Annotated in this window: 19 protein-coding genes and 1 pseudogene; 14 read left to right on the top strand and 6 right to left on the bottom strand. The window is 72.0% G+C overall.

All coding sequences use genetic code 11. The annotated features are described in order from the left end of the window. Nucleotide 1: 1 nt before the first annotated feature. Nucleotides 2–1,147, top strand: a complete 1,146-nt coding sequence (locus tag ACIQM4_RS31610; RefSeq protein ID WP_401598576.1) for an LCP family protein — start codon at nucleotides 2–4, stop codon at nucleotides 1,145–1,147. A gap of 33 nt (nucleotides 1,148–1,180) precedes the next feature. Here ACIQM4_RS31610 and ACIQM4_RS31605 read toward each other — a convergent pair whose 3' ends face one another. Then, nucleotides 1,181–1,936, bottom strand: coding sequence for a dienelactone hydrolase family protein (locus ACIQM4_RS31605; RefSeq protein ID WP_401598574.1), 756 nt, complete (start codon nucleotides 1,934–1,936; stop codon nucleotides 1,181–1,183). Between the two features lie 242 nt (nucleotides 1,937–2,178). Between ACIQM4_RS31605 and ACIQM4_RS31600 the strand changes: the two genes are divergently transcribed. The 4 genes from ACIQM4_RS31600 to ACIQM4_RS31585 all read left to right on the top strand — a co-directional run bounded on the left by ACIQM4_RS31600 (nucleotide 2,179) and on the right by ACIQM4_RS31585 (nucleotide 5,321). Further along, complete coding sequence (locus ACIQM4_RS31600) at nucleotides 2,179–2,412, top strand: DUF2945 domain-containing protein (protein WP_401598573.1); 234 nt, start codon at nucleotides 2,179–2,181, stop codon at nucleotides 2,410–2,412. Then, a complete protein-coding gene (locus ACIQM4_RS31595) occupies nucleotides 2,409–2,750 on the top strand; it encodes a DUF3140 domain-containing protein (protein ID WP_401598572.1) in 342 nt (113 codons plus the stop codon). The genes ACIQM4_RS31600 and ACIQM4_RS31595 overlap by 4 nt, the downstream gene beginning before the upstream one ends. Before the next feature lie 138 nt (nucleotides 2,751–2,888). Next, complete coding sequence (locus ACIQM4_RS31590; protein WP_401598570.1) at nucleotides 2,889–3,908, top strand: DNA topoisomerase IB; 1,020 nt, start codon at nucleotides 2,889–2,891, stop codon at nucleotides 3,906–3,908. A 63-nt stretch (nucleotides 3,909–3,971) separates the two neighbouring features. Beyond that, the gene (locus ACIQM4_RS31585; protein ID WP_401598568.1) at nucleotides 3,972–5,321 is read left to right on the top strand and encodes an APC family permease; all 1,350 of its coding nucleotides are present in this window, start codon (nucleotides 3,972–3,974) and stop codon (nucleotides 5,319–5,321) included. 113 nt (nucleotides 5,322–5,434) lie between these two features. Here ACIQM4_RS31585 and ACIQM4_RS31580 read toward each other — a convergent pair whose 3' ends face one another. Beyond that, nucleotides 5,435–5,635, bottom strand: a complete 201-nt coding sequence (locus ACIQM4_RS31580) for a hypothetical protein (RefSeq protein ID WP_401598817.1) — start codon at nucleotides 5,633–5,635, stop codon at nucleotides 5,435–5,437. Between ACIQM4_RS31580 and ACIQM4_RS31575 the strand changes: the two are divergent. The 5 genes and pseudogenes from ACIQM4_RS31575 to ACIQM4_RS31555 form a co-directional block, all read left to right on the top strand. Next, nucleotides 5,555–5,890, top strand: a pseudogene (locus ACIQM4_RS31575) (gfo/Idh/MocA family oxidoreductase); the annotation flags it as partial. The gene ACIQM4_RS31580 and the pseudogene ACIQM4_RS31575 sit on opposite strands and share 81 nt — an antisense overlap. Nucleotides 5,891–6,239: 349 nt before the next feature. Further along, nucleotides 6,240–6,692, top strand: a complete 453-nt coding sequence (locus ACIQM4_RS31570) for a hypothetical protein (protein ID WP_401598566.1) — start codon at nucleotides 6,240–6,242, stop codon at nucleotides 6,690–6,692. 185 nt (nucleotides 6,693–6,877) lie between these two features. Then, nucleotides 6,878–7,597: a class F sortase gene (locus ACIQM4_RS31565; RefSeq protein ID WP_401598564.1), complete on the top strand. Its 720-nt coding sequence runs from the start codon at nucleotides 6,878–6,880 to the stop codon at nucleotides 7,595–7,597. A gap of 48 nt (nucleotides 7,598–7,645) precedes the next feature. Then, the gene (locus ACIQM4_RS31560; RefSeq protein WP_401598563.1) at nucleotides 7,646–8,563 is read left to right on the top strand and encodes an aminoglycoside phosphotransferase family protein; all 918 of its coding nucleotides are present in this window, start codon (nucleotides 7,646–7,648) and stop codon (nucleotides 8,561–8,563) included. Nucleotides 8,564–8,698: 135 nt separating this feature from the next. Beyond that, complete coding sequence (locus tag ACIQM4_RS31555) at nucleotides 8,699–9,898, top strand: acyl-CoA dehydrogenase family protein (protein WP_401598562.1); 1,200 nt, start codon at nucleotides 8,699–8,701, stop codon at nucleotides 9,896–9,898. 16 nt (nucleotides 9,899–9,914) lie between these two features. Here the strand turns inward: ACIQM4_RS31555 and ACIQM4_RS31550 are convergent, their stop codons facing one another. Both ACIQM4_RS31550 and ACIQM4_RS31545 read right to left on the bottom strand, forming a co-directional pair. Continuing rightward, nucleotides 9,915–10,487, bottom strand: a complete 573-nt coding sequence (locus tag ACIQM4_RS31550; RefSeq protein WP_401598560.1) for a TetR/AcrR family transcriptional regulator — start codon at nucleotides 10,485–10,487, stop codon at nucleotides 9,915–9,917. 171 nt (nucleotides 10,488–10,658) lie between these two features. After that, the gene (locus tag ACIQM4_RS31545) at nucleotides 10,659–12,035 is read right to left on the bottom strand and encodes an FAD-binding oxidoreductase (RefSeq protein ID WP_401598559.1); all 1,377 of its coding nucleotides are present in this window, start codon (nucleotides 12,033–12,035) and stop codon (nucleotides 10,659–10,661) included. Between the two features lie 305 nt (nucleotides 12,036–12,340). Here ACIQM4_RS31545 and ACIQM4_RS31540 point away from each other — a divergent pair, with 305 nt between their 5' ends. From ACIQM4_RS31540 to ACIQM4_RS31530, 3 genes are all read left to right on the top strand, one after another. Continuing rightward, nucleotides 12,341–14,275, top strand: coding sequence for a GAF domain-containing protein (locus tag ACIQM4_RS31540; RefSeq protein ID WP_401598557.1), 1,935 nt, complete (start codon nucleotides 12,341–12,343; stop codon nucleotides 14,273–14,275). Nucleotides 14,276–14,329: 54 nt separating this feature from the next. After that, nucleotides 14,330–15,256 (top strand): alpha/beta fold hydrolase, encoded by a 927-nt coding sequence (locus ACIQM4_RS31535; protein WP_401598556.1) that lies wholly within the window; start codon nucleotides 14,330–14,332, stop codon nucleotides 15,254–15,256. Nucleotides 15,257–15,538: 282 nt separating this feature from the next. Further along, nucleotides 15,539–16,063 (top strand): winged helix-turn-helix domain-containing protein, encoded by a 525-nt coding sequence (locus ACIQM4_RS31530; RefSeq protein ID WP_401598555.1) that lies wholly within the window; start codon nucleotides 15,539–15,541, stop codon nucleotides 16,061–16,063. 97 nt (nucleotides 16,064–16,160) lie between these two features. On the opposite strand, the gene ACIQM4_RS31525 is transcribed toward ACIQM4_RS31530, so the two are convergent. Together ACIQM4_RS31525 and ACIQM4_RS31520 are read right to left on the bottom strand one after the other, a co-directional pair. Then, entirely contained in the window at nucleotides 16,161–16,766 is a 606-nt protein-coding gene (locus tag ACIQM4_RS31525; protein WP_401598553.1) for a hypothetical protein, read from the bottom strand. Between the two features lie 356 nt (nucleotides 16,767–17,122). Further along, entirely contained in the window at nucleotides 17,123–17,740 is a 618-nt protein-coding gene (locus tag ACIQM4_RS31520) for a GNAT family N-acetyltransferase (protein ID WP_401598551.1), read from the bottom strand. Nucleotides 17,741–18,013: 273 nt separating this feature from the next. Here ACIQM4_RS31520 and ACIQM4_RS31515 point away from each other — a divergent pair, with 273 nt between their 5' ends. Further along, on the top strand, nucleotides 18,014–19,006 hold the full coding sequence (locus ACIQM4_RS31515) for a DMT family transporter (RefSeq protein ID WP_401598549.1): 993 nt from the start codon (nucleotides 18,014–18,016) through the stop codon (nucleotides 19,004–19,006). Nucleotides 19,007–19,120 lie beyond the last annotated feature (114 nt).

Genomic DNA, 19,120 nt, shown 5'->3' with positions numbered 1-19,120 from the left:
CATGCCGCACGAGAGCGGACATCACCACCCGTCCGACCAGAACCTCCCTGCGGCCGGCCCGGCAGCGCCCGGCTACGGGCCGCCGCGCACCCACCGCGCCCGGCACGCGCACCGCAGGAGAACCCTGCGCCGCGTGACATGGGGCGCACTCGGGCTGGCTCTGATCGGCGGCGGAGGGGTTGCCTACGGCTGGCAGCACCTCAACGGCAACATCCAGGGCACCGACGTGGGCGCCGCCCTCGGCAAGGACCGCCCCGCCGAGGGTCGGGACGGAGCCATGAACATCCTGCTGCTCGGCTCCGACTCCCGGGCCGGCACGGGCGGCCGGTACGGCCAGGGGGTCAGCGGTGCCCGCGCGGACACCGCGATGGTCCTGCACGTCGACAGGACCCATCACAAGGCCTCCGTCGTCAGCATCCCGCGCGACACGGTGGTGCAGCGCCCCGCGTGCGGCACGTCGGACGGCGCCGGCCCATCGGCGGCGCAGCGGGCCATGTTCAACTCCTCCTACGCCACGGGCGGGCCGGCCTGCACCGTCAAGACGGTGGAGGCGATGTCCGGGGTGCGCATGGACCATTACCTTGAGGTCGACTTCAAGGGATTCCAGAAGCTGATCGACGAACTCGGCGGCGTGGACATCACCACCCACAAGGCGATCAACGACGAGGGCAGCCACCTCCACCTGACCGCGGGCAAGCACCGGCTCAAGGGCGAACAGGCCCTGGCACTCGTCCGTACCCGCCACAGTGTGGGTGACGGGAGCGACCTGGCGCGGATCCAGCTCCAGCAGGCCTTCGTCAAGGCGCTGATCCGACGCGCCGAATCCGTCGACCCGCTCGCCAGCCCCGCCAAGTCCTACGAGCTCGCGGACACCGCCACGCGCAGCATCAGCGCCGACTCGGACCTGGCCTCGGCCGACAAACTCCTCGGCCTGGCCAAGGAGCTGAAGGGCGTCACGCCCGACAACACCAACATGGTCACCCTGCCCGTCACCTACGACCCGCAGGACCCCGGCCGGGTGCTCCCGCTGGCCAAGGCGTCCCACGAGGTCTGGTCGGCCGTGCGCCAGGACCGCCCCATCCCCGAATCCGCCACCGGGGCATCCGTCGGCGACAGGTCCGACTCCCCGGTCACGGCAGGCGGCTGAGGCAGCTGCCCGGCTGCCCCCGGCAATCGCTGGTCAGCGGGTGCCCGAGCCTGGACCCACCGATTCCCCGGTCACGGGCAGGCACTCGGCGAGCAGGTCGACCACGTCGCGCCAGGCTCGTTGCGCGTGCCGGGGGTGGTGGCCGACGCCGGGGACCACGGGGTGGTCGACCGGTGGGTGGTGGAAGGCGTGCAGGGCGCCGCCGTAGACCACCAGGCGCCAGTCGACGCCCGCGGCCTGGAGCTCGGCGGTGAACGCGTCCCGTCGCTCGGGCGACATGATCGGGTCCAGTGACCCGACCCCCGCCCACACCGGGCAGCGGATGCGCGCGGCCTCGCCCGGTCGGCCCGTGGTGGTCGCGTTGACCGTTGCGATCGCGCGCAGGTCGACGCCGTCGCGCCCGAGTTCCAGCGCCACGGCGCCCCCGGTGCCGTAGCCGACGGCGGCGATCCGGTCCGGGTCGGTGCGCTGCTCGGCGCGCAGTACGTCGAGCGCCGCATGACCGATGCCCCGCATCCGGTCGGGGTCGGCGAGCAGCGGCAGACAGCGGGCCAGCATCTCCTCCGGGTCGCCCAGGTAGCGGCCGCCGTGCAGGTCGAAGGCCAGCGCCACGTACCCCAGCTCGGCGAGCGCGTCGGCCCGGCGGCGCTCGACGTCGCTGAGCCCCGTGCCCTCCGGCCCGAGCAGCACCGCGGGCCGGCGGTCGACGCCGGCCGGGAGTGCGAGGTGCCCGACCATCGTCAGACCGTCGGCGGGGTACTCGACCGTGCGCGTGGTGATCGTCGTCATGGGCCGGAACCTAGTGACCTTCGAGCCCCCTCGGGCCGGGGTTCACCGCGGGCGGAACGCAGCGGCGCGGGAGGAGTCCTCCGACGGCGACGACGACTCACCTGTAAGGGCGGGCGCGGAGTTCGTCCCCACCGCCCCGCCGTGGTGCGCGGTCGGCGCACAGCCACGATCCTGGCTGGGTCGGGCGCACACAGGGTGGCCCGGCGGCCGGCAGCGGGCCGGCGACCGGAGAGGAGCACACCATGGCCAAGGAGAAGAAGCTTGCCAAGGGCGACGACGTCAGCTGGCGGAGCCACGGGCAGAAGGTCGACGGATCGGTGACCCGGAAGATCGAGAAGCGGTCGTCGGCGGCCGGCCGGACGGTGGACGCCTCCACGGAGGAGCCGCAGTACGAGGTGCGCAGCGACAAGACGGGCAAGAAGGCCGTCCACCGTCCGGAGTCACTGCGCAGGAAGAAGAGCGGAGACGGTTCGTGACCGGTGGGAGCGACCAGGAACGGCAGGAGACGCTGGACGGGTTCGACGAGGCGGTCAACATGACCGCCGGTGAGCTGGAGAAGTGGCTCGGCACCGAGCGCTCCCGCGAAGTGGGCCAGAAGGACGGCGGCGGGGAGTCCACGGGGCACGCTTCCGGCCGAAGGATCGTGAAGCTGCTCCGAACCCGTGAGGCAGACCTGGGCGAGGCCGACCTCGCGCACATGCGCAAGGTCACCGGCTACGTGCACCGGCACCTGGCGCAGCGTCCCAAGGGCGACGCCAACGACACCCCTTGGCGCTACTCGCTGATGAACTGGGGCCACGACCCCGAGAAATAAGCCGGCCCGGGACCTGCCACCGGCGCCGCACGAGGACGCCGGTGATCTGCCGCCGGCGCCGCACGAGGGGCCCCAGGCAGGCACGGCACCCGCCGGCACGGCGTCTCCCCGTACCACCGACGGCGAAAGGCACCCACGATGCGGCTGCGGACGGTGGACCCCAACGCGCCGGGGCTGCGACGGGAGCGCCGGGGCCGGGGCTTCAGGTATCTGGACACCGCCGGTGCGCCTCTCACCGACGCGTCCCATCTGGAGCGGGTGCGCGCGCTCGCCATCCCGCCCGCGTGGACCGACGTCTGGATCAGCCCCTGGCCCAACGGCCATCTCCAGGCACTGGGCACGGATGCGGCCCAGCGCCGTCAGTACCTCTACCACGCGGAGTTCCGGGCCCGGCAGGAGCGGGCCAAGCACGAGCACGTGCGCGAGTTCGCCGCCGCCCTGCCGCTGCTGCGGGAACGGGCCACCGCCGATCTCGCGACGCGCGGACTCTCCCAGGAGCGGGTCTCGGCGTGCGCGGTACGGCTCCTCGACCTCGGCCTCTTCCGGATCGGCACGCCGGCGTACACCCAGGAGCACCAGACGTACGGCCTCACCACGATGCTCAGGGAACACGTGGACTGCCGGGCCGGCGTGATCTCCTTCTGCTATCCGGGAAAGGCCTCCGTGCAGCAGGTGCGCGCCGTGGTGGACCCGCCCGCCTACGAGACCGTACGGGCCCTGCTGCGCAGACGCTCGAACGAGGGCCCGCTCTTCGAGTACTGGCAGGGCCGGCGCTGGCACGGCCTCACCGGTGGCGACCTGAACGCGTGCCTGAAGGACTTCGCCGGGCTGGACGTCACCGCGAAGGACTTCCGCACCTGGCACGCCACTGTCCTGGCGGCGGTCGGCCTTGCCGTCTCCGCCCCCGCGGCCCAGGACTCACCGACCGCCCGCAGACGGGCCGTCGCCAGGGTGGTGAAGGAGGTCAGCCACTACCTGGGCAACACACCGGCGGTGTGCCGCGCCTCCTACATCAACCCGCGCCTCATCGAACTGTTCGAGGACGGCAGGACGATCGCGGAGGACCTGGACCGGCTGGGCGAAGGAGCGGTGTTCGGCCACCCCGCGACCCAGGGCCCGACAGAGGAAGCAGTACGCAGGCTGCTGGCGGAGTCCTGACCGGGCCCCCGCATCCGAGGGAACCGGCGCCTGTCCGGCGACGGAGTGGGTATACGGCATCGCGTGAAAACTTCCCCCGACCAGCCGGCGGCATCGAGCTCTCCGGCGGCGCTCAAGAAGGCGTTGACCACGCCGTTGCTCTACTGCTTCATCCTCGGGGACGTCCTCGGCGCAGGTGTGTACGTGCTGGTGGGACAGGTCGCGGCGGACAGTGGCGGGGCGGTGTGGGCGCCGTTGCTCGCGGCGTTGTGTCTGGCGCTGCTGACCGCCGCGTCCTATGCCGAGCTGGTCACCAAGTACCCGCGAGCGGGTGGTTCGTCGCACTACGCGACGCTGGCGTACGGGCCCTTCGCTGGGTTCGTCACCGGGTTCTGCATGCTCGCCGCCGGTATCGTCTCGGTGGCCGCGCTGGCCCGGGGGTTCGGTGGGGACTACCTGTCCGAGTTCGTCACCCTGCCGCTCGTACTCGTGCTGATCGTGTTCCTGGTCGCGCTCGCCCTGCTGAACGCGCGGGGCATCCGCGAGTCCACGCGGGCCAACGCGGTGGCCACGGCCATCGAGGTCGGCGGGCTGCTGCTGGTGATCGGGCTGGGTGCCTGGATCGTGCTGCGCGGTGACGGGGACCTGGGGCGGCTCACGGACCTGGGCACCTCCGACAAGGGCCCGGTGGCGGCCCTGTTGAGCGGGGCCGTGCTCGCGTACTACTCCTTCGTCGGCTTCGAGACATCCGTCAACGTGGCCGAGGAGACCCTGAACCCCCGGCACTCGTACCCCCGCGCGCTGTTCGGCGCCCTGATCACCGCCGGGGCGGTGTACGCGCTGGTCGGCGCGGCCGCGGCGGCTGCCGTGCCGACGGGCAAGCTGGTCGAGTCGAGCGGTCCGCTGCTGGAGGTGGTCCGGGCGGCCGGCGGCGTCCCGACCGAGCTCTTCAGCGTGATCGCCCTGGTGGCCGTCGCGAACGGCGCGCTGCTCACCGGCATCATGTCGTCCCGGCTGGCGTACGGCATGGCGCAGGACGGTCTGCTGCCCGGCTTCCTGACGAAGGTCCTGCCCGGACGGCGCACGCCGTGGGCGGCGATCGCGGCGACGACAACCCTCTCCTTGCTGCTCGCGATGACGGGCGGCGTGGACACGCTCGCCTCCACGCTGGTACTGCTCCTGCTGGTCGTCTTCTTCCTCGTGAACACCTCGCTGCTGGTCCTGCGGCGCGACACGGTCGCGCACGACCACTTCCGGGCGCCGACCGTCGTGCCGGTGCTCGGCGCGCTGTCGTGCGTGCTGCTCGCGACCCAGATCGAGGGCGGCGTCTGGTTCAGGGGGCTCATCGTGCTGGCGGCCGGGTGCGTGCTGGGCGTCGTCGCGGCGGTACGGGTGCGCCGCAGGGGCTCCGGCCGGCCGGCCGAGGACGCGTGAGCTGCTGGGGCTGATGATCTGACCGTACGGGGGTGGCGGCGGCCCCACGGCGCTGCCCGCCGGGATGCGGGGCAGCGCCGTGGGACCGTGGGGTCGCGGTCACCGACGGTCGCTCAGGCGCCGCCGGCCACCCCTCGCAGGGCCGTGAGGATCGCCAGCGGGGTGGCCGCGGCCCATGCCTGCGGTGTGCAGGAGTGCGGGTAGGGCACCGCCTCGGGGTGGTCGGCCTGGCCCTCCACGGCGCCTTCCTCGGCGGCGAGTTCGCGACCTCCTGCCGGCGGGAGCACGGCGCGCTGCTCGATCTGGGCCCGCACCTGCTGGACCTGCTGGACAGCGCGGTGGCACCGATCGTGTCCGTGCGCGGCGCCGGTGATCCCCGCCGCTGAATGGAGCTGACCTGCGAGCACGCCAACGGGGCGGTCAGCCAGGCCTCCCTGTCCGAGGAGTGCTGGCCGGTGCTGCGCGAAGAGTTCGCCACGGCGGTCCGTACCGGCACCGGCACGGGAATCGACGCGGCCCGCGGCCTGCGCCTCCAGGAACTCATCCACCAGGTCACCACCGGCAGCTGAGGCGGCGGACAGCCTGTCGCCTGCTGGGGGGGGCGGGCAGCCTGTCGCCGGTTGAGGTGGCCGACAGCCCGTCGCCAGCCGAGGCGGCCGACAGCCCGTGCCCGTATGCGGTCGCTCCGGCACTCGCCGACCGTGCGGCGTCCCGTTCAGCGCAGTCGCCGCTGCTTCACCCGGCTGCACCACACCGATAGCTGTGAGCTGCACGCTCTTGGCCGGTGGTACGGGCAGGCCGCGGCGGCCACCCGGCGCGGAGGCTGCGGGGTGCGGCCGTTCCGGTTTGAGTCGGGGCGAGGGCGGTTTGCTTGACGGCGCGTGTGGTGCCGCGGTCGCCCGTAGCTGGAGGAACCTGATGCGTTCGCTGAAGATAGCCACCGGTACCATCCTGGCCGGCACCGCGATCCTGTTCGCCGCGCCGATGGCCGTGGCGGCCGACACCCGGTGCGACCCCGCCACCGCGGCGGCGATGGAGGCGGAGACCGCCTACAAGGCCGCCCTCGCCGACTACCAGAAGCAGGTCGACGCCGGCGGACACCCGGGCAAGGCCGAGCAGGACAACGTCGAGCAGCTCAAGCAGAGGTCCGACTCCGCGGCCTCAGCGGCCCAGCGCGTCTGCGGTGACACGGTGATGAACCCGACCGCACCGGCTTCCACGAAGCCCTCCGGCGCCATGCACACCGGTACCGGCTCCACCGGCACGGACCCCGCGGCCCTTCCCGCCCTCGCCGCCGCCGGCGGCCTCGTCGTCGCCGCCGCGGGCGGTTTCGCCCTGCACCGCCGCGCGACCGGCAGCCGCAAGCACTGACTCCCGACGCCGTGCGCCGTCCTGCCCAGGGACAGGCAGGACGGCACGGCACCCGCGAAGGACAGCTCGGGCACGTTGGCAGGCTGAGGACGAACAGAGGTCAGGGCATGGAAGCGGGCGCGCACACGGGTGCGGGGACGGGTACGGGTGCGGGTACGGGTGCGGGTACGGGTACGGGTACGAACGTGACTTCGTCCGCGATCGCGACCGCGCCTTCGGATACGGATACGGACGCGGACGCGAAGGCGGGCCGGTCGCGGGACGGCGAGCACCGGCGGCCGCTGAAGTGGCGGTTCCCCCGGGAACTGTGCCTGGTCCTCATCGGTATGACGGTCGTCGTCTCGGGTGTGGCCCACGTGCTGCCCTCCCACCCGTCGCAGCCCGCCCCGGTACCGGCCGACGGCGCTGTCCGGCAGGGCGCCCGTACGGAGCCTGCCGCTCCTCCGCTCCCGGCGGCGCAGCCCCTGCGCGTGGAGGTGCCCGCCGTCCGCATCGACGTACCGCTGACGGACCTCGCCCTCCAGGACGACGGGCGGCTGGCCGCTCCGCCCGAGGACGACCGGCATCTCGCCGGCTGGTGGGCCGCGGGGCCCGCTCCCGGCACGGACGGCACCGCCATCATCGCGGGCCACGTCGACGTCCCCGGCGGCCCGGCGGCGTTCTACAACCTCGGCGCCCTCACCCCGGGCATGAAGATCAACGTCACCCGTGCCGACGACAGGACCGCCCGCTTCACCATCGACAGCGTCAACGTCTACGACGCGGACGACTTCCCCAACGACAAGGTGTACGCGGACACCGGACGCCCCGAACTCCGCCTGATCACCTGCGGCGGCGGCTTCGACAAGAAGCTGCAGCGCTACCGGGGCAACGTGGTCGTCACGGCCCACCTGACGAACAGCTGACCCGGAGCGCGCCGGTGGGGGTGCACCCACCGGTTACCGTTGTTCCGCATGAGCCACACCGGGATCGACGTCACCGCGGGACTGGTCCGGAAGCTGCTCCGTGACCAGCACCCCGATCTGGCCGGCCTCCCACTGGAGTTCGGCGCGCACGGCTGGGACAACCAACTGTGGCGGCTCGGGGACCACTTGGCCGTCCGGCTGCCCTATGCGACCCACTCCGCGGACGAGTTGCTGCGCAAGGAGCACACCTGGCTCCCGGCTCTCGCCCCGCGCCTCCCCCTGCCCGTCCCCGTACCGCAGCGCCTCGGCGAGCCGTCCGAGCGGTTTCCGCGGCCCTGGCTGGTCACCACCTGGGTGCCGGGCGAGCCTGCCGACCGCTTCCCCGCCACCCGCGCGGCGCAGGCGGCCGACGCGCTGGCTGCCTTCCTGACGGCGCTGCACCGGCCGGCGCCCGTCGGCGCACCCGCCGGACGTGACCGCGGCGGGCCGCCGGCCGACCACGCCACGGGGTTCGCCGGGCTGCTCACCTCGGCCACCGAACTGGGGCTGCTCGCCGACCCGGGCGCCGTCCGAGCCGTGTGGGAGGACGCCGTTGCCGCGCCCTGCTGGGCCGGACCGCCGCTGTGGCTCCACGGCGATCTGCATGCGGCAAACGTTCTCACCTCCGACGGAGCTCTCTGCGGCGTGATCGACTTCGGAGATATGTTCGCGGGCGATCCTGCCTGGGACCTCGCTGCCGCCTGGCTCCTGCTGCCGGACGGCGCCGCAGACCGCTTCCTGGCTGCGTACGGGCCATCCGTGGACGCGGCAACCTTGCGTCGCGCCCGCGGGTACGCGGCCCTGAAAGCCCTCGTGTGCCTCGTCATCGCGGACGCCGGCGCCCACGGCCGCCCCGGTGGCAAACCCAGCTGGGGCCCGCCCGCCCGAGCCGCCCTGCGACGCCTCGTCGCCACGGCCGGCCCCTGACTCCGGCCTCTCCTCGCACTCATACGTCCACCCACCGGCAACCCGCACAACCCCCAAGACGATACCAACGGTGATACTGTCGTTCTGTTGTCAGTATCAAAAGCTGTTCTCAGTATCAAAAAGCCAGGGGGAGTCTTGCCTGCTGACCGCGTGCTGCCCAGCCCCGACGCCGTTCAACTCCTGCGCGATGTCCGCGCGTTGGCACAGGAGAAGCTCGCACCGCAGGTCGCCGCGGCCGAGGCCGACGCGGTCTTTCCCCGTGCTGCCTTCCGCGCGCTGGGGGACCTGGGCGTGCTGGGACTTCCCTACCCCGTCGAGTTCGGCGGCGGGGGCTGGTCCTACGAGGTCTACCTGCAGGCGCTGGAGGAAGTGGCGACGGTCTGGGCCACCGTGGGTGTCGGCGTGTCGGTGCACGTCATGGCCTGCTTCCCGCTCGCCCACTTCGGTACGCGGGAGCAGCAACGCCGGTGGCTGCCGGAGATGCTCGGCGGCAGCACCCTGGGCGCGTACTGCCTGTCCGAGCCCGAGGCCGGTTCCGACCCGGCGGCGATGCGCACGCGCGCGGTGCTCGACGGCGACCACTACGTCATCGACGGCCTGAAGGCATGGACCACGCACGGCGGTCACGCGGACTTCTACACCGTGATGGCCCGCACCTCCGACCACCGCTCGCGCGGCATCTCCTGCTTCCTCGTCCCCGCCGACACCCCCGGCCTGGTGGCCGACCCGCCCGAGCGGAAGATGGGGCTGACCGGGTCGGCCACGACGAGCATGCGATTCGAAGGCGTACGCATTCCCGTGGCGCGGCGGATCGGCGAGGAGGGGCAGGGGCTGAAGATCGCGCTCGCCGCCCTCGACAACGGCCGGATGGGCATCGCGGCGGTCGCCAGCGGCCTCGCCCAGGCAGCACTCGACGCGGCGGTCGAACACGCCTGCCGCCGCGAGATGTTCGGCGTGCCCCTCATCGAACACCAGGGACCCGCGTTCACCCTGGCGGACATGGCGGCCGCCGTGACATCAGCCAGAACCGCGACCCTCGCCGCCGCCCGCCTCAAGGACCAGGGTCTGGCGTTCGGCCGTGACGCGTCCATCGCCAAGATGCTCGCCACCGACAACGCCATGCGGGTGACCGGGCAAGCGGTGGAACTCCTGGGCGACGAGGGTTACTTGGGCGATCATCCGGTGGAGCGCTACATGCGCGAGGCCAAGGTCATGCAGATCTTCGAAGGCACCAACCAGATCCAGCGCCTGGTCATCAGCCGCGCGCTGCGCTCCGCAGGCACGGGCGTGCTGAGCGCCCGGCCCGTCGGCGGCGCCGTCGCCGAGGAGCGTTGAGAGCCACGCCCCGGCGTCAGGGCGCGACGGCGTGCACGATGAGTGAGGCCAGTTCCCCGTAAGCCTGCGAATCGCTCAGGCCGGTGCGGTGGCCCACCTCGCCCTGCTGGATCGCCTGCATGGTCGCCGCGGCGGCCTCCCCGACGAACGCCGCGTGCACCGGCCGGAACGCGCCCGCGGCGACCCCCTCCGTGATCAGCTCACGGATCCGGTCGGCCGCCCGCCGGGTGTTGGCCTCGTACACCTCACGGGTCACGTCGAGGTCGGCCATGTCGTCGAGGAACTGACGTGAGAGCGGCCGCAGTTGCTCCGCGACCGCGGTGAGATAGACGACCACCCGCTGCGCAGGCGCCGCGGCGTCCGCGACCTGTTTCTCGACCGCGGACGTCGCGTTCCTGAAGTAGTGCTTGACCGCCTCGCGGGCGAGACCGTGCTTGCTGCGGGCGAGCTGGTACAGCGTGGTCTTCGAGCAGTGCAGGCGCTCCGCGAGGTCGTCGAGGGTGAAGGCGGCGAACCCCTCAGCGATCACCAGCACCACCAGCCGCTCCAGAAGGTCGGTCTGTCGTGCGGTGCGGCGCGTGGGTGGCATGGGCACAGGATATCGGCGGCCCCGCGTCGCTTCGTCCGGCGCCGGTCTTGGACAAGTGGACAGGGACAGCCGGCATTGCGGCATCAGGACGTCAGGACGTCAGGACGTCAGGACGTCAGGACGTCAGGACGTCAGGACGTCAGGACGTCAGGACGTCAGGACGTCAGGACGTCAGGACAGGACCTTGCCCGGGTTGAGTACGCCGTGCGGGTCGAGGGCCTTCTTGACCGCGTGGTGCATCGCCATCACCTCCGGCGTCACCTCCGCCGCGAGACCCGGGCGCTTGAGCAGTCCCACTCCGTGCTCCCCCGTCACCGTCCCGCCGAGCGCGATCGCGTCGGTGATGATCTCCGCGAAGGCCTGCTGCGCACGGGTCTTCGCCGCCTCGTCGCCTGGCGGGGTGATCAGCAGCGGGTGCAGGTTGCCGTCCCCGGCGTGGGCGATGTTCGCGATCACGATGTCGTGCCGGGCCGCGGTCCGCTCGATCCGCCGCAGCATCTCCGGCACGTGCTCCTTGGGGACGCACACGTCCTCCGTCAGTACCGGACCGAGCCGCTCCAGGGCCGGGTAGGCCAGCCGCCGGGCGGCGAACAGCGCGTCGGCCTCCTGCGCGTCGCTCGACCGCTCGGCCCATCCCGCCCCCGCGTCCCGGAAGCACGCCACCATCCGCTCGGCCTGCGCGGCCCCCGCCTCCCCCGGCTCGTCGACCCGGGCGAGCAGTACGGCGTCCGCGCTCTCGGACAGCCCCATGTTCTTCCACTCGTCGACGGCCCGCAGACAGTGCCGGTCGATGAGTTCGAGCGCCGACGGGGTCAGCCCCGCCGCGGCGACCGCACGCACGGCGGCTCCGGCGTCGGTGAGGGACGAGAAGAAACCGGCCACCGTGATCGCCGGGCCCGGCAGCGGGCGCAACCGTACGGTGACCTCGGTGACGATGCCGAGCGTGCCCTCCGAACCGACGACGAGTCCGGCCAGGTCGTAGCCCGCGACGCCCTTCGCGGTCCGCCTGCCCAGGCGTACGACCTCGCCGAGCCCGTTGACCATCTCCAGGGCGAGTACGTAGTCGCGGGTGACGCCGTACTTGACGCAGCACAGCCCGCCCGCGTTGGTGGCGACGTTGCCGCCGATGGTCGACCAGGGGGAGCTGGCCGGGTCGGGCGGGTACCACAACCCGTGCCTGGCCACCGCCGCCCGCAGGTCGTCGTTGACGACGCCCGGCTGTACGACGGCGAGCTGTTCCAGCTCGTTGACCTCGACGATCTCGGCCATGCCGTCGAGCGCCAGCACGACGCAACCGTCGAGGGCGTTGGCGCCGCCGGACAGGCCCGTGCCGGCGCCGCGCGCGACGACGGGAGTGCGGTGTTCGACGCAGGCCCGGACCACGGCGGCGACGTCCTGCGTGCAGGTGGCCCGCACCACCGCGACCGGACGGCCGTACGGCGCCCAAGCGGCCTGGTCGTGGCTGTACCCCTCGACGCTCTCCGGGGCCGTGAGCACCCGGTCCTCCGGGAGGTGTCGCAGGATCGCGCTGACGACGGGGGCGCTCATGATCGGTCCTCTCTCACGGTGCGACCGCCTCGATCCGACGGAAGTACGACTACCGGTCCGGGACGAATGGAAGCACGTCACGCCCCGGATCCGCATGGAGAGAAGATCCACCCTCCCCCATACTTACCGGAGGAAATCTCCACAGCGGTGGTGGCCCCGGGCTGGAAGATTTGTCGGTACGCAAGAGTGCTGCGGAGGACCTGCAGAGGGCTGCGTAGGACCTGAAGAGGGCTGGCAGACCTGGAGGCCCGGCAGAGGACTGCAGACTGCCGCACCGTGCTGCCCGGAGCTTCGCGGAGGTGAGGATGAGCGAGAACCCGTGGCTGCGCCTGCTCGCCGACGGCCCCTCACCCGACGCCGTCGACGTGCTCAGGGTCGAACTGCTGGCGCGGGGCGACGAGTCCGCCGACGTGGAGACGGACGCGGCGCACGCCCGCGAGATCCTGCGCCGGATGACCCGCCAGCAGCGCCAGTCCGCCGAACTCGCCGCGCTGAACGACCTGGCCCGCCAGCTCGCCGCGCTGACCCCGTCCAAGGGCATGCTCCAGGAGGTCGTGGCACACTCCCGCCGACTGCTCTCCGTGGACCTCGCGTACATCATGGTGCTGCACGACGACGGGCGGCTCCGCATCGAGACGGTCGACGGTTCGATGGGCTCCATGCTGCGCGGCATCGAACTCGACCGCGGGATGGGGCTCGGCGGCGAGGTCCTGCGCACGGGGGCGCCACGGTCCACGGACGGGTACCTCGACGATGCGACGTTCACGCATCTGCCGACCGTCGACAGCGTCGCCGCGTCGGAGCGGCTCAGCAGCATTCTCGGTGTGCCGATGATCGTCGACGACGAGCCGGTCGGGGTACTGCTCGTGGCGGACCGCAGCCCACGTCGGTTCACCGACCGTGAGGTCGAGCTGCTGGCCGCGCTCGCCGCACACGCGGCGGCTGCCGTCCGTAACGCCGCCCTCATCGCCGATCTACGGGCGGCGAACCGCACGATGGGGGCAGCCGACGCGTCGCGTCGGCAGGAGGCCGCGCTGCGGGACCGGCTGATGGAGGCGGTGGTCCGCGGCGGCGGATTCGGCGAGTTGGCGGAGGTCGTCTCCGACGCCACGGGGCTGCGCACCTCTGTGCTCGACGCGGGCGGCGCGTTGCTGGCGGGGGCCGAGGACATGGCGCAGGCGCTGCCGCCGTCCGACGCTGATTCGGATTCGGATTCGGATTCGGATTCGGATTCGGCGTCGGCGTCGGCGTCGGCGTCGGCGGATTCGTCCCGGTCGCCGTCGTCAGCTCCCTCCCGGTCGCCCTCGCCGGCCTCGTCCCCGTACCGCTTCCGGCGCGGTTCGCGCCACGGCGTGGTGTTGCCGGTTCTGGTGCGTGACGGCCACGCCGGTTCCCTGGTGGCCATCGGGGAACGCAAGATCACCGACGAGGACCTGCGGCTGCTGTCGATCGGTGCGATGGCGGTCGCTCTGGTGGCGGCTTTCGAACGCTCCATGCAGGAAGCGCAGTTGCGCACCCGTGGCGAGATCCTCACCTCGCTGCTCTCGCCGGACTCCGACGAGACGAACGTACGGCGCCGGGCGCGAGGTGCCGGCATGGACGTCGACGCCATCACGGCCGTCGCCGTTCTCGACGCGTACGACATCGACGGCGCAGCCGACCAGGTGGCGCGTCTGACCCATGAGACCTCGGGGTGGAGCACCCGGCTCGGCGACCAGATCACCCTGGTGGTGCCGGGCCTTGACCTGGCCGGGCTGCGCAAGGTGCTCACCGGGCGGCGGCTGTCCGGCCCCGTGGGTGTCGCCCCGTGCGGCCGGGGGGTGGCCGGGATCCGCTGGGCCCACCAGGAGGCCCGGCAGACCGCGACCATGCTCAGGGCCCTGGGCCGCACGGAGGGCGTCGCCGAGCCCGCCGACCTGGGCGCCTACCGTGCGCTCTTCGCGCGCGCCGAGGCAAACGACGCGCGGGTGTTCATCGAGCGCACGGTGGGGGCGGTACTCGACCACGACGAATCCCGTGGCCGGGGCGGCGCGCTTGCCCGGACCGTCGCGGTGTACCTGGCCAACGCCCAGCACCACGCCCGTACTTGCGCCGACCTGCACATCCACGCCAACACCCTCTACCAGCGGCTCAAGCGGGCGGACCAGCTGCTGGGCGAGGACTGGCGCGGCCCCGACCGCTCGCTCGACATTCAACTGGCGCTACGACTGCGCGAGTTGGCACTCCGAATGGCCAGGTAGCAGACAGACATGGTCGGCACTGACCGACAACCACCCCGAACGGAGCGTGAGTTCATGCCCTCGACGACCCCGGAGAACCCGACGACCCCGGAGAACCCGGCGAACCCGGTGACCTCGACGACCTCGATCACCGCGGACGACGGCGTCCGTCTCCACCTCACGGAGACGGGGGATCCGTCAGGGCGGCCCGTCGTCCTGCTGGCCGGCTTCAAGGCAGCCGCGACGAGCTGGCGTTACCAGGTGGGCCCGCTCGCCGCCGCAGGACACCGCGTGCTCGCGGTCGATCTGCGCGGGCACGGGCGGTCCGACCGGCCGGAGTCAGGCGTCGACATGGCACGGCGCGGACAGGACGTGCGCAACGTCCTTGACACCCTGGACCTGCGCAACGCCCTGCTTGTCGGCGGCTCGATGGGCGGCAACACGATCTGGGCCTACCTGTCCCGGCACGGTCGCGACGAACGGAGCGCCGACCGACCCGAAGTGGACCGACGAGACCAGGCCGGACCCGCCACGGACCGAGTCGCCGGGATCGCCGTCGTCGACCAGACCCCGAAAATGCTGAACACCGCGGACTGGCCCTACGGTTTCTACGGCTACGACGGGTCGAACGTCGACACGTACTTCGCCCAGCGCATTCCCGACACCGGCCACGGCACTCCCCTGTGGCGCCGTGGCAGGCGACTGGTACGCCTGCTCAGGGCGATGAAGGACGCCGAACGCGCCCTCACCCCGGGCGAGCTCGCACTGCTCAACGAGCACGCGAAGGCGGACTGGCGCGCGACGATCGCGGGGACCGCCGTGCCGGTGCTGTTCGTCGCCGGCGCCGAGAGCGAGTACTGGCCCTCGGCCCACGCCGAGGCTTCGGCGGCCCTCGCGCCCAGAGGCTCGTCGTGTGTCATCGCCGCCGACGGCCACGCCGCCAACATGGAGCAGCCGAAGGCTTTCAACAGGGCTCTCCTCAGCTTTGAACGCACGCTCTGAGAATCCTCGGCACGCACGCTCTGAGAATCCTCGGCACGCACGCTCCGAGACTTCGACCACGCAGATCACGCAGATCACGCACGTGCGCACACCACCGGGCCCGGACAGCCATCCCCGAGATCCAGCCATAGAATCTCGGCTTCCGGAAGTTACTTTCCGATGAGGGGTCGTCACCTGTAGTGTCAACCGGGCGCAGGACGGACAAGATGCCCCGCACCGGTGGACGCGCCACGACGCGTTCGTGAGCTGTTCGCCGGTCCCGAGAGAGGATGCGGTCTCTCCGTGAGCACCACTCGTTCGCCCCGTCTCGACTTCTCCGACGGGCAGGGCCTGGCAACACTGCACCCGGCCGCCGGACCACCGGCCCCGTGGAGCGAACTGGCGGACGCCACCTGGTTCGAGGTGCCGGAATCGGCGTTGCCCGACCCACCGGGCCGAACGCGCCTGGCCGGTTATCTCGTACTCGTACCCGCCCTGCCGCAGGCACTTGACGGGCTGCCGTCGGGCGGCGCCTCCCCGGCGCAGCAGATCAAGGTGGACGCCGACACCCGGACCGTGGTGGCGGCCGGGCACCAACTGGAGCTCACCCGGTTGGAGTTCGACCTGCTCGCTCACCTCGTGGACCACCCCGGGAGGGTGCACACCCGCGAGAAGCTGTATGCGGAACTGTGGGGGTACTACGGCGGTCAGGCGGACCACCGCACCGTCGACGTCCACATCGCTCGTCTGCGGCGCAAGCTGGGCTCCCCGTGCCGGGAGGCGATCGAGACGGTGCGGGGTGTGGGCTACCGGTTCGTCACGCGCTGAGCGGTGCCCGGCCGCCGTACGGGAGTGCGTCCGCACGGCGGCCGGGAGCCCTGATGCCCTGGATCCGGGGAGTCCTGATGCCCTGGGCGCGACCTCGTCAGCTGATGCGCGTGGCGACCGAGGCGGAGTTGTTGGCGGTGTTGGTCTCACGGCTGCTGGTACCGGCTTCGGTACGCAGGTGGACCGTGCCGCCACCGTACGAGGGGCCCTTGCCCGCGAGCTCCAGGGTGACCGTGGCGCCCGGCTTCAGCGAACCCACTCCGGCGACGAGGTTGCCCCCGGGGGTGTAGGAGGAGGAACCCTGGCTCACCCGGTCCGCGACGTGGCTGATGCCGTTGGGGAGGGTGGTGACCAGGTTGACGTCGGCGGCGGTGCTCTTGCCGACGTTGGTGACGACCACGCGCCAGACCTGCTCCTGGTTGTGGTCGATGTGGGCGGGGCCCGATGCGGAGACCTTGAGGTCCGCCTGGGCGACCTTCGGCTTCGGGTACCGGTAGTAGTCCTGGCCCCAGCGGCCGCCGGTCCAGGCGTCGCCGTAGTGGCCGTCGTACCCGTACGAGGGGGCCGGGGGCTTCGGCTCGGTGGGAGCCGCGGAAGCGGGAGCGGCGGTCGCGGCCGTGAGGGCCGCCCCCGTGACGGCAAGGCCTGCGACGACGGAAGCGGCACGGCGGCCGCGCGACGAGGTGAAACGCGCAGAGATCATGGATAGACGCCTTCCGGAACGGAACGAACGGGTGCGGCGCGCGGCGTTGAGCGCCACCGGTCCCTCCACCACATCACGCTCCCGGCGCGCGGACCGGCCGCACAGGTCCCTGCCCTACGGGGAGTAGGTCCTGGCCCCTCCGGCGCCTGTCCGACGACCGCCCGTCGACGACGTAACAGCTGCGAAACGGTTCGCTCGGCCACAAGGCGGGCACGCCCCCAACCGAAGTGACCAAGGGCCCGCCCCACCGAACAAAATGAAAAACCGCCCCCTCGCAACCAGCACCACGGAAGCCCAGGCGCCTGCGCCTGCGCGTCAGCCGCCCCCACCGAGCCCCGCTCTGCCCACGAAGCGGGTCAACGCGCCGCCGGGCCCACCGCGCCCGGCCTGCCGCGGTGGCGGAACCACTCCGGCGCCAGGATCGACATCACCGTCGCGTCCACCCGCTCGCCCTCCCGGAGCAGCGCGTCCCGCAGCACGCCCTCGGCGACGAACCCCACCTTCTCGTAGACACGGCGGGCCCTCGGATTGAAGGCGTAGACCTCCAGCGAGATGCGATGGAGCGCCAGCGTCTCGAAGCCATGTCCGACGAGCAGCCGGGTCGCCTCCGTCCCGAGACCGCGTCCGTGGGTGGCCGGTACGAGAGAGATCCGGAAGTTGCAGCTTTCGTTGCACGGGTCCCACTCGTTGAGCACCACCTCACCGACGACGTCCCCCGTCGCGCGCTCGACCACGGCGAGATCCAGTCGGTCGTCCTGCTCCTGGCGCGTGTCGTACCAGGTGCGTATCCGGGCCTGGTCGGGCTCGGCCTCGCCGTGGCTGCCGGTGAGGCGTGCGACCTCCGCGTCGAGGAACATCGGCAGCAGCGCGGGCACGTCGTCCACCGTGACCGGCCTGAGCCACAACCTCTCCCCCTTCAGCGTCGGCTTGTTGCGGAAGTCGGGGTGCGCGTCGCTTCGAACATGATCAGGCATGACCTCATTGTGACCTCACCCCGTTCCGGGGCGGATTGGGTCGGGTCCGGTACCGGGCCGCGTCAGGTACCGGGTTGCGCCCGGTTGTCCGCCGCTCCCGCGCCCCGTCTCGTCATGCGGCCCGCGCCGCGGCGGGGTGAGTTGATCGCTTACAAAGGGGGCGGGGTCCCGAATGCGCCGCCCGTGCGGCCGGGGTCCTGGGGACCCGGAGGCGCCGTGCGTGGACGGGGACTTTTGCCGCGTATCCGTCAACGTCCCAGAGGTCGTCCGCACATGCCCACCGCCGCAGCTCCCTGGCTGCTTCTCGCTGTCTTCTCCGGCACGCTGATATCCCTGCAGGCCCGTATCACCGGTGAGCTCGCCGCCGGGCTCGGCGGGGACGGTTTCGCCGCCGCCGTGATCTCGTTCGGTTCGGGATTCGCCGTACTGGCCCTCGGGCTCCTCGTGCTGCGCAAGCCGCGTCGAGGCGTCCGGCTGGTCGTCGCTGACGTACGTAACCGCCGGCTCAAGTGGTGGCAGGTGCTCGGCGGTTTCGGAGGTGCGGCCTTCCTGCTCGCGCAGGGTCTCACCGTCGGGGCGCTCGGGGTCGCCCTGTTCACCGTCGCGATCGTGGCGGGCCAGGTGGCCGGGGGCCTGCTCTTCGACCGGATGGGGCTCGGGCCCGCCGGGCCGCAGCGGCCGACCAGGCGGCGGTTGGTCGGCGCGGTGTGCGTGCTCGGCGCCGTGGGCCTGTCGATGGCCGACAAGCTGGGCGGCGGCTTCCCGTACCCGATGTTGCTGCTTCCGCTGGTGGCGGGCGTGTGCGTGAGCTGGCAGCAGGCCGTGAACGGGCACGTGCGCAACGCGTCGGGCTCCGCGTACACCGGGACCTTCTTCAACTTCGCCGCCGGTGTGGGCGCGCTGCTTCTCATCTTCCTGACGCATGCCGCCTTCACGGGCTTCCCGGCCCGTCTGCCCGCCGAGCCGTACCTCTACCTCGGCGGGCTGGTCGGCATCTCCTTCATCACGATCGCGGTCGGCGCGGTGCGCAAGCTCGGTGTGCTGGTACTCGGCCTGTGCACGATCACCGGTCAGCTGGTGGGGTCGCTCGCCCTCGACCTGCTGCTGCCGCACGGCGACGCACACGTCACGGCCGCCACCGTCGCGGGCGCGGCGCTCGCCCTGGTGGCGGTCGCCGTCGCCGCGCTCTCGGGCGGGCGGCCGGGTCGTGTCGTGGCGGCGGGCGGGACGGCCCGTACGTCGGAGGCGGAACGCGTCGAGAGGTAAAGGCCGAACAAGTCGAGGGCTAGGAGTTGTCGTCAAATCTCACGCCCACATCAGCAGGGATGCCAGGGTGACGGCGGCCTGGTAGGACTCGGCGGTCTTGTCGTAGCGGGTCGC

Origin of the sequence: Streptomyces sp. NPDC091272 (assembly GCF_044757485.1) — a bacterium.
In the GTDB taxonomy this organism is placed as follows: Bacteria; Actinomycetota; Actinomycetes; order Streptomycetales; family Streptomycetaceae; genus Streptomyces.
This window is presented reverse-complemented; position numbering and strand designations above follow the sequence as displayed.

Excerpts from the sequence above, each read along its gene's own strand:
- ACIQM4_RS31610 (WP_401598576.1), top strand. The coding sequence starts at position 2 with ATGCCGCACGAGAGCGGACATCACCACCCGTCCGACCAGAACCTCCCT.
- ACIQM4_RS31605 (WP_401598574.1), bottom strand. The coding sequence starts at position 1,936 with ATGACGACGATCACCACGCGCACGGTCGAGTACCCCGCCGACGGTCTG.
- ACIQM4_RS31600 (WP_401598573.1), top strand. The coding sequence starts at position 2,179 with ATGGCCAAGGAGAAGAAGCTTGCCAAGGGCGACGACGTCAGCTGGCGG.
- ACIQM4_RS31590 (WP_401598570.1), top strand. The coding sequence starts at position 2,889 with ATGCGGCTGCGGACGGTGGACCCCAACGCGCCGGGGCTGCGACGGGAG.
- ACIQM4_RS31570 (WP_401598566.1), top strand. The coding sequence starts at position 6,240 with ATGCGTTCGCTGAAGATAGCCACCGGTACCATCCTGGCCGGCACCGCG.
- ACIQM4_RS31560 (WP_401598563.1), top strand. The coding sequence starts at position 7,646 with ATGAGCCACACCGGGATCGACGTCACCGCGGGACTGGTCCGGAAGCTG.
- ACIQM4_RS31550 (WP_401598560.1), bottom strand. The coding sequence starts at position 10,487 with ATGCCACCCACGCGCCGCACCGCACGACAGACCGACCTTCTGGAGCGG.
- ACIQM4_RS31545 (WP_401598559.1), bottom strand. The coding sequence starts at position 12,035 with ATGAGCGCCCCCGTCGTCAGCGCGATCCTGCGACACCTCCCGGAGGAC.
- ACIQM4_RS31540 (WP_401598557.1), top strand. The coding sequence starts at position 12,341 with ATGAGCGAGAACCCGTGGCTGCGCCTGCTCGCCGACGGCCCCTCACCC.
- ACIQM4_RS31535 (WP_401598556.1), top strand. The coding sequence starts at position 14,330 with ATGCCCTCGACGACCCCGGAGAACCCGACGACCCCGGAGAACCCGGCG.
- ACIQM4_RS31525 (WP_401598553.1), bottom strand. The coding sequence starts at position 16,766 with ATGATCTCTGCGCGTTTCACCTCGTCGCGCGGCCGCCGTGCCGCTTCC.
- ACIQM4_RS31520 (WP_401598551.1), bottom strand. The coding sequence starts at position 17,740 with ATGCCTGATCATGTTCGAAGCGACGCGCACCCCGACTTCCGCAACAAG.
- ACIQM4_RS31515 (WP_401598549.1), top strand. The coding sequence starts at position 18,014 with ATGCCCACCGCCGCAGCTCCCTGGCTGCTTCTCGCTGTCTTCTCCGGC.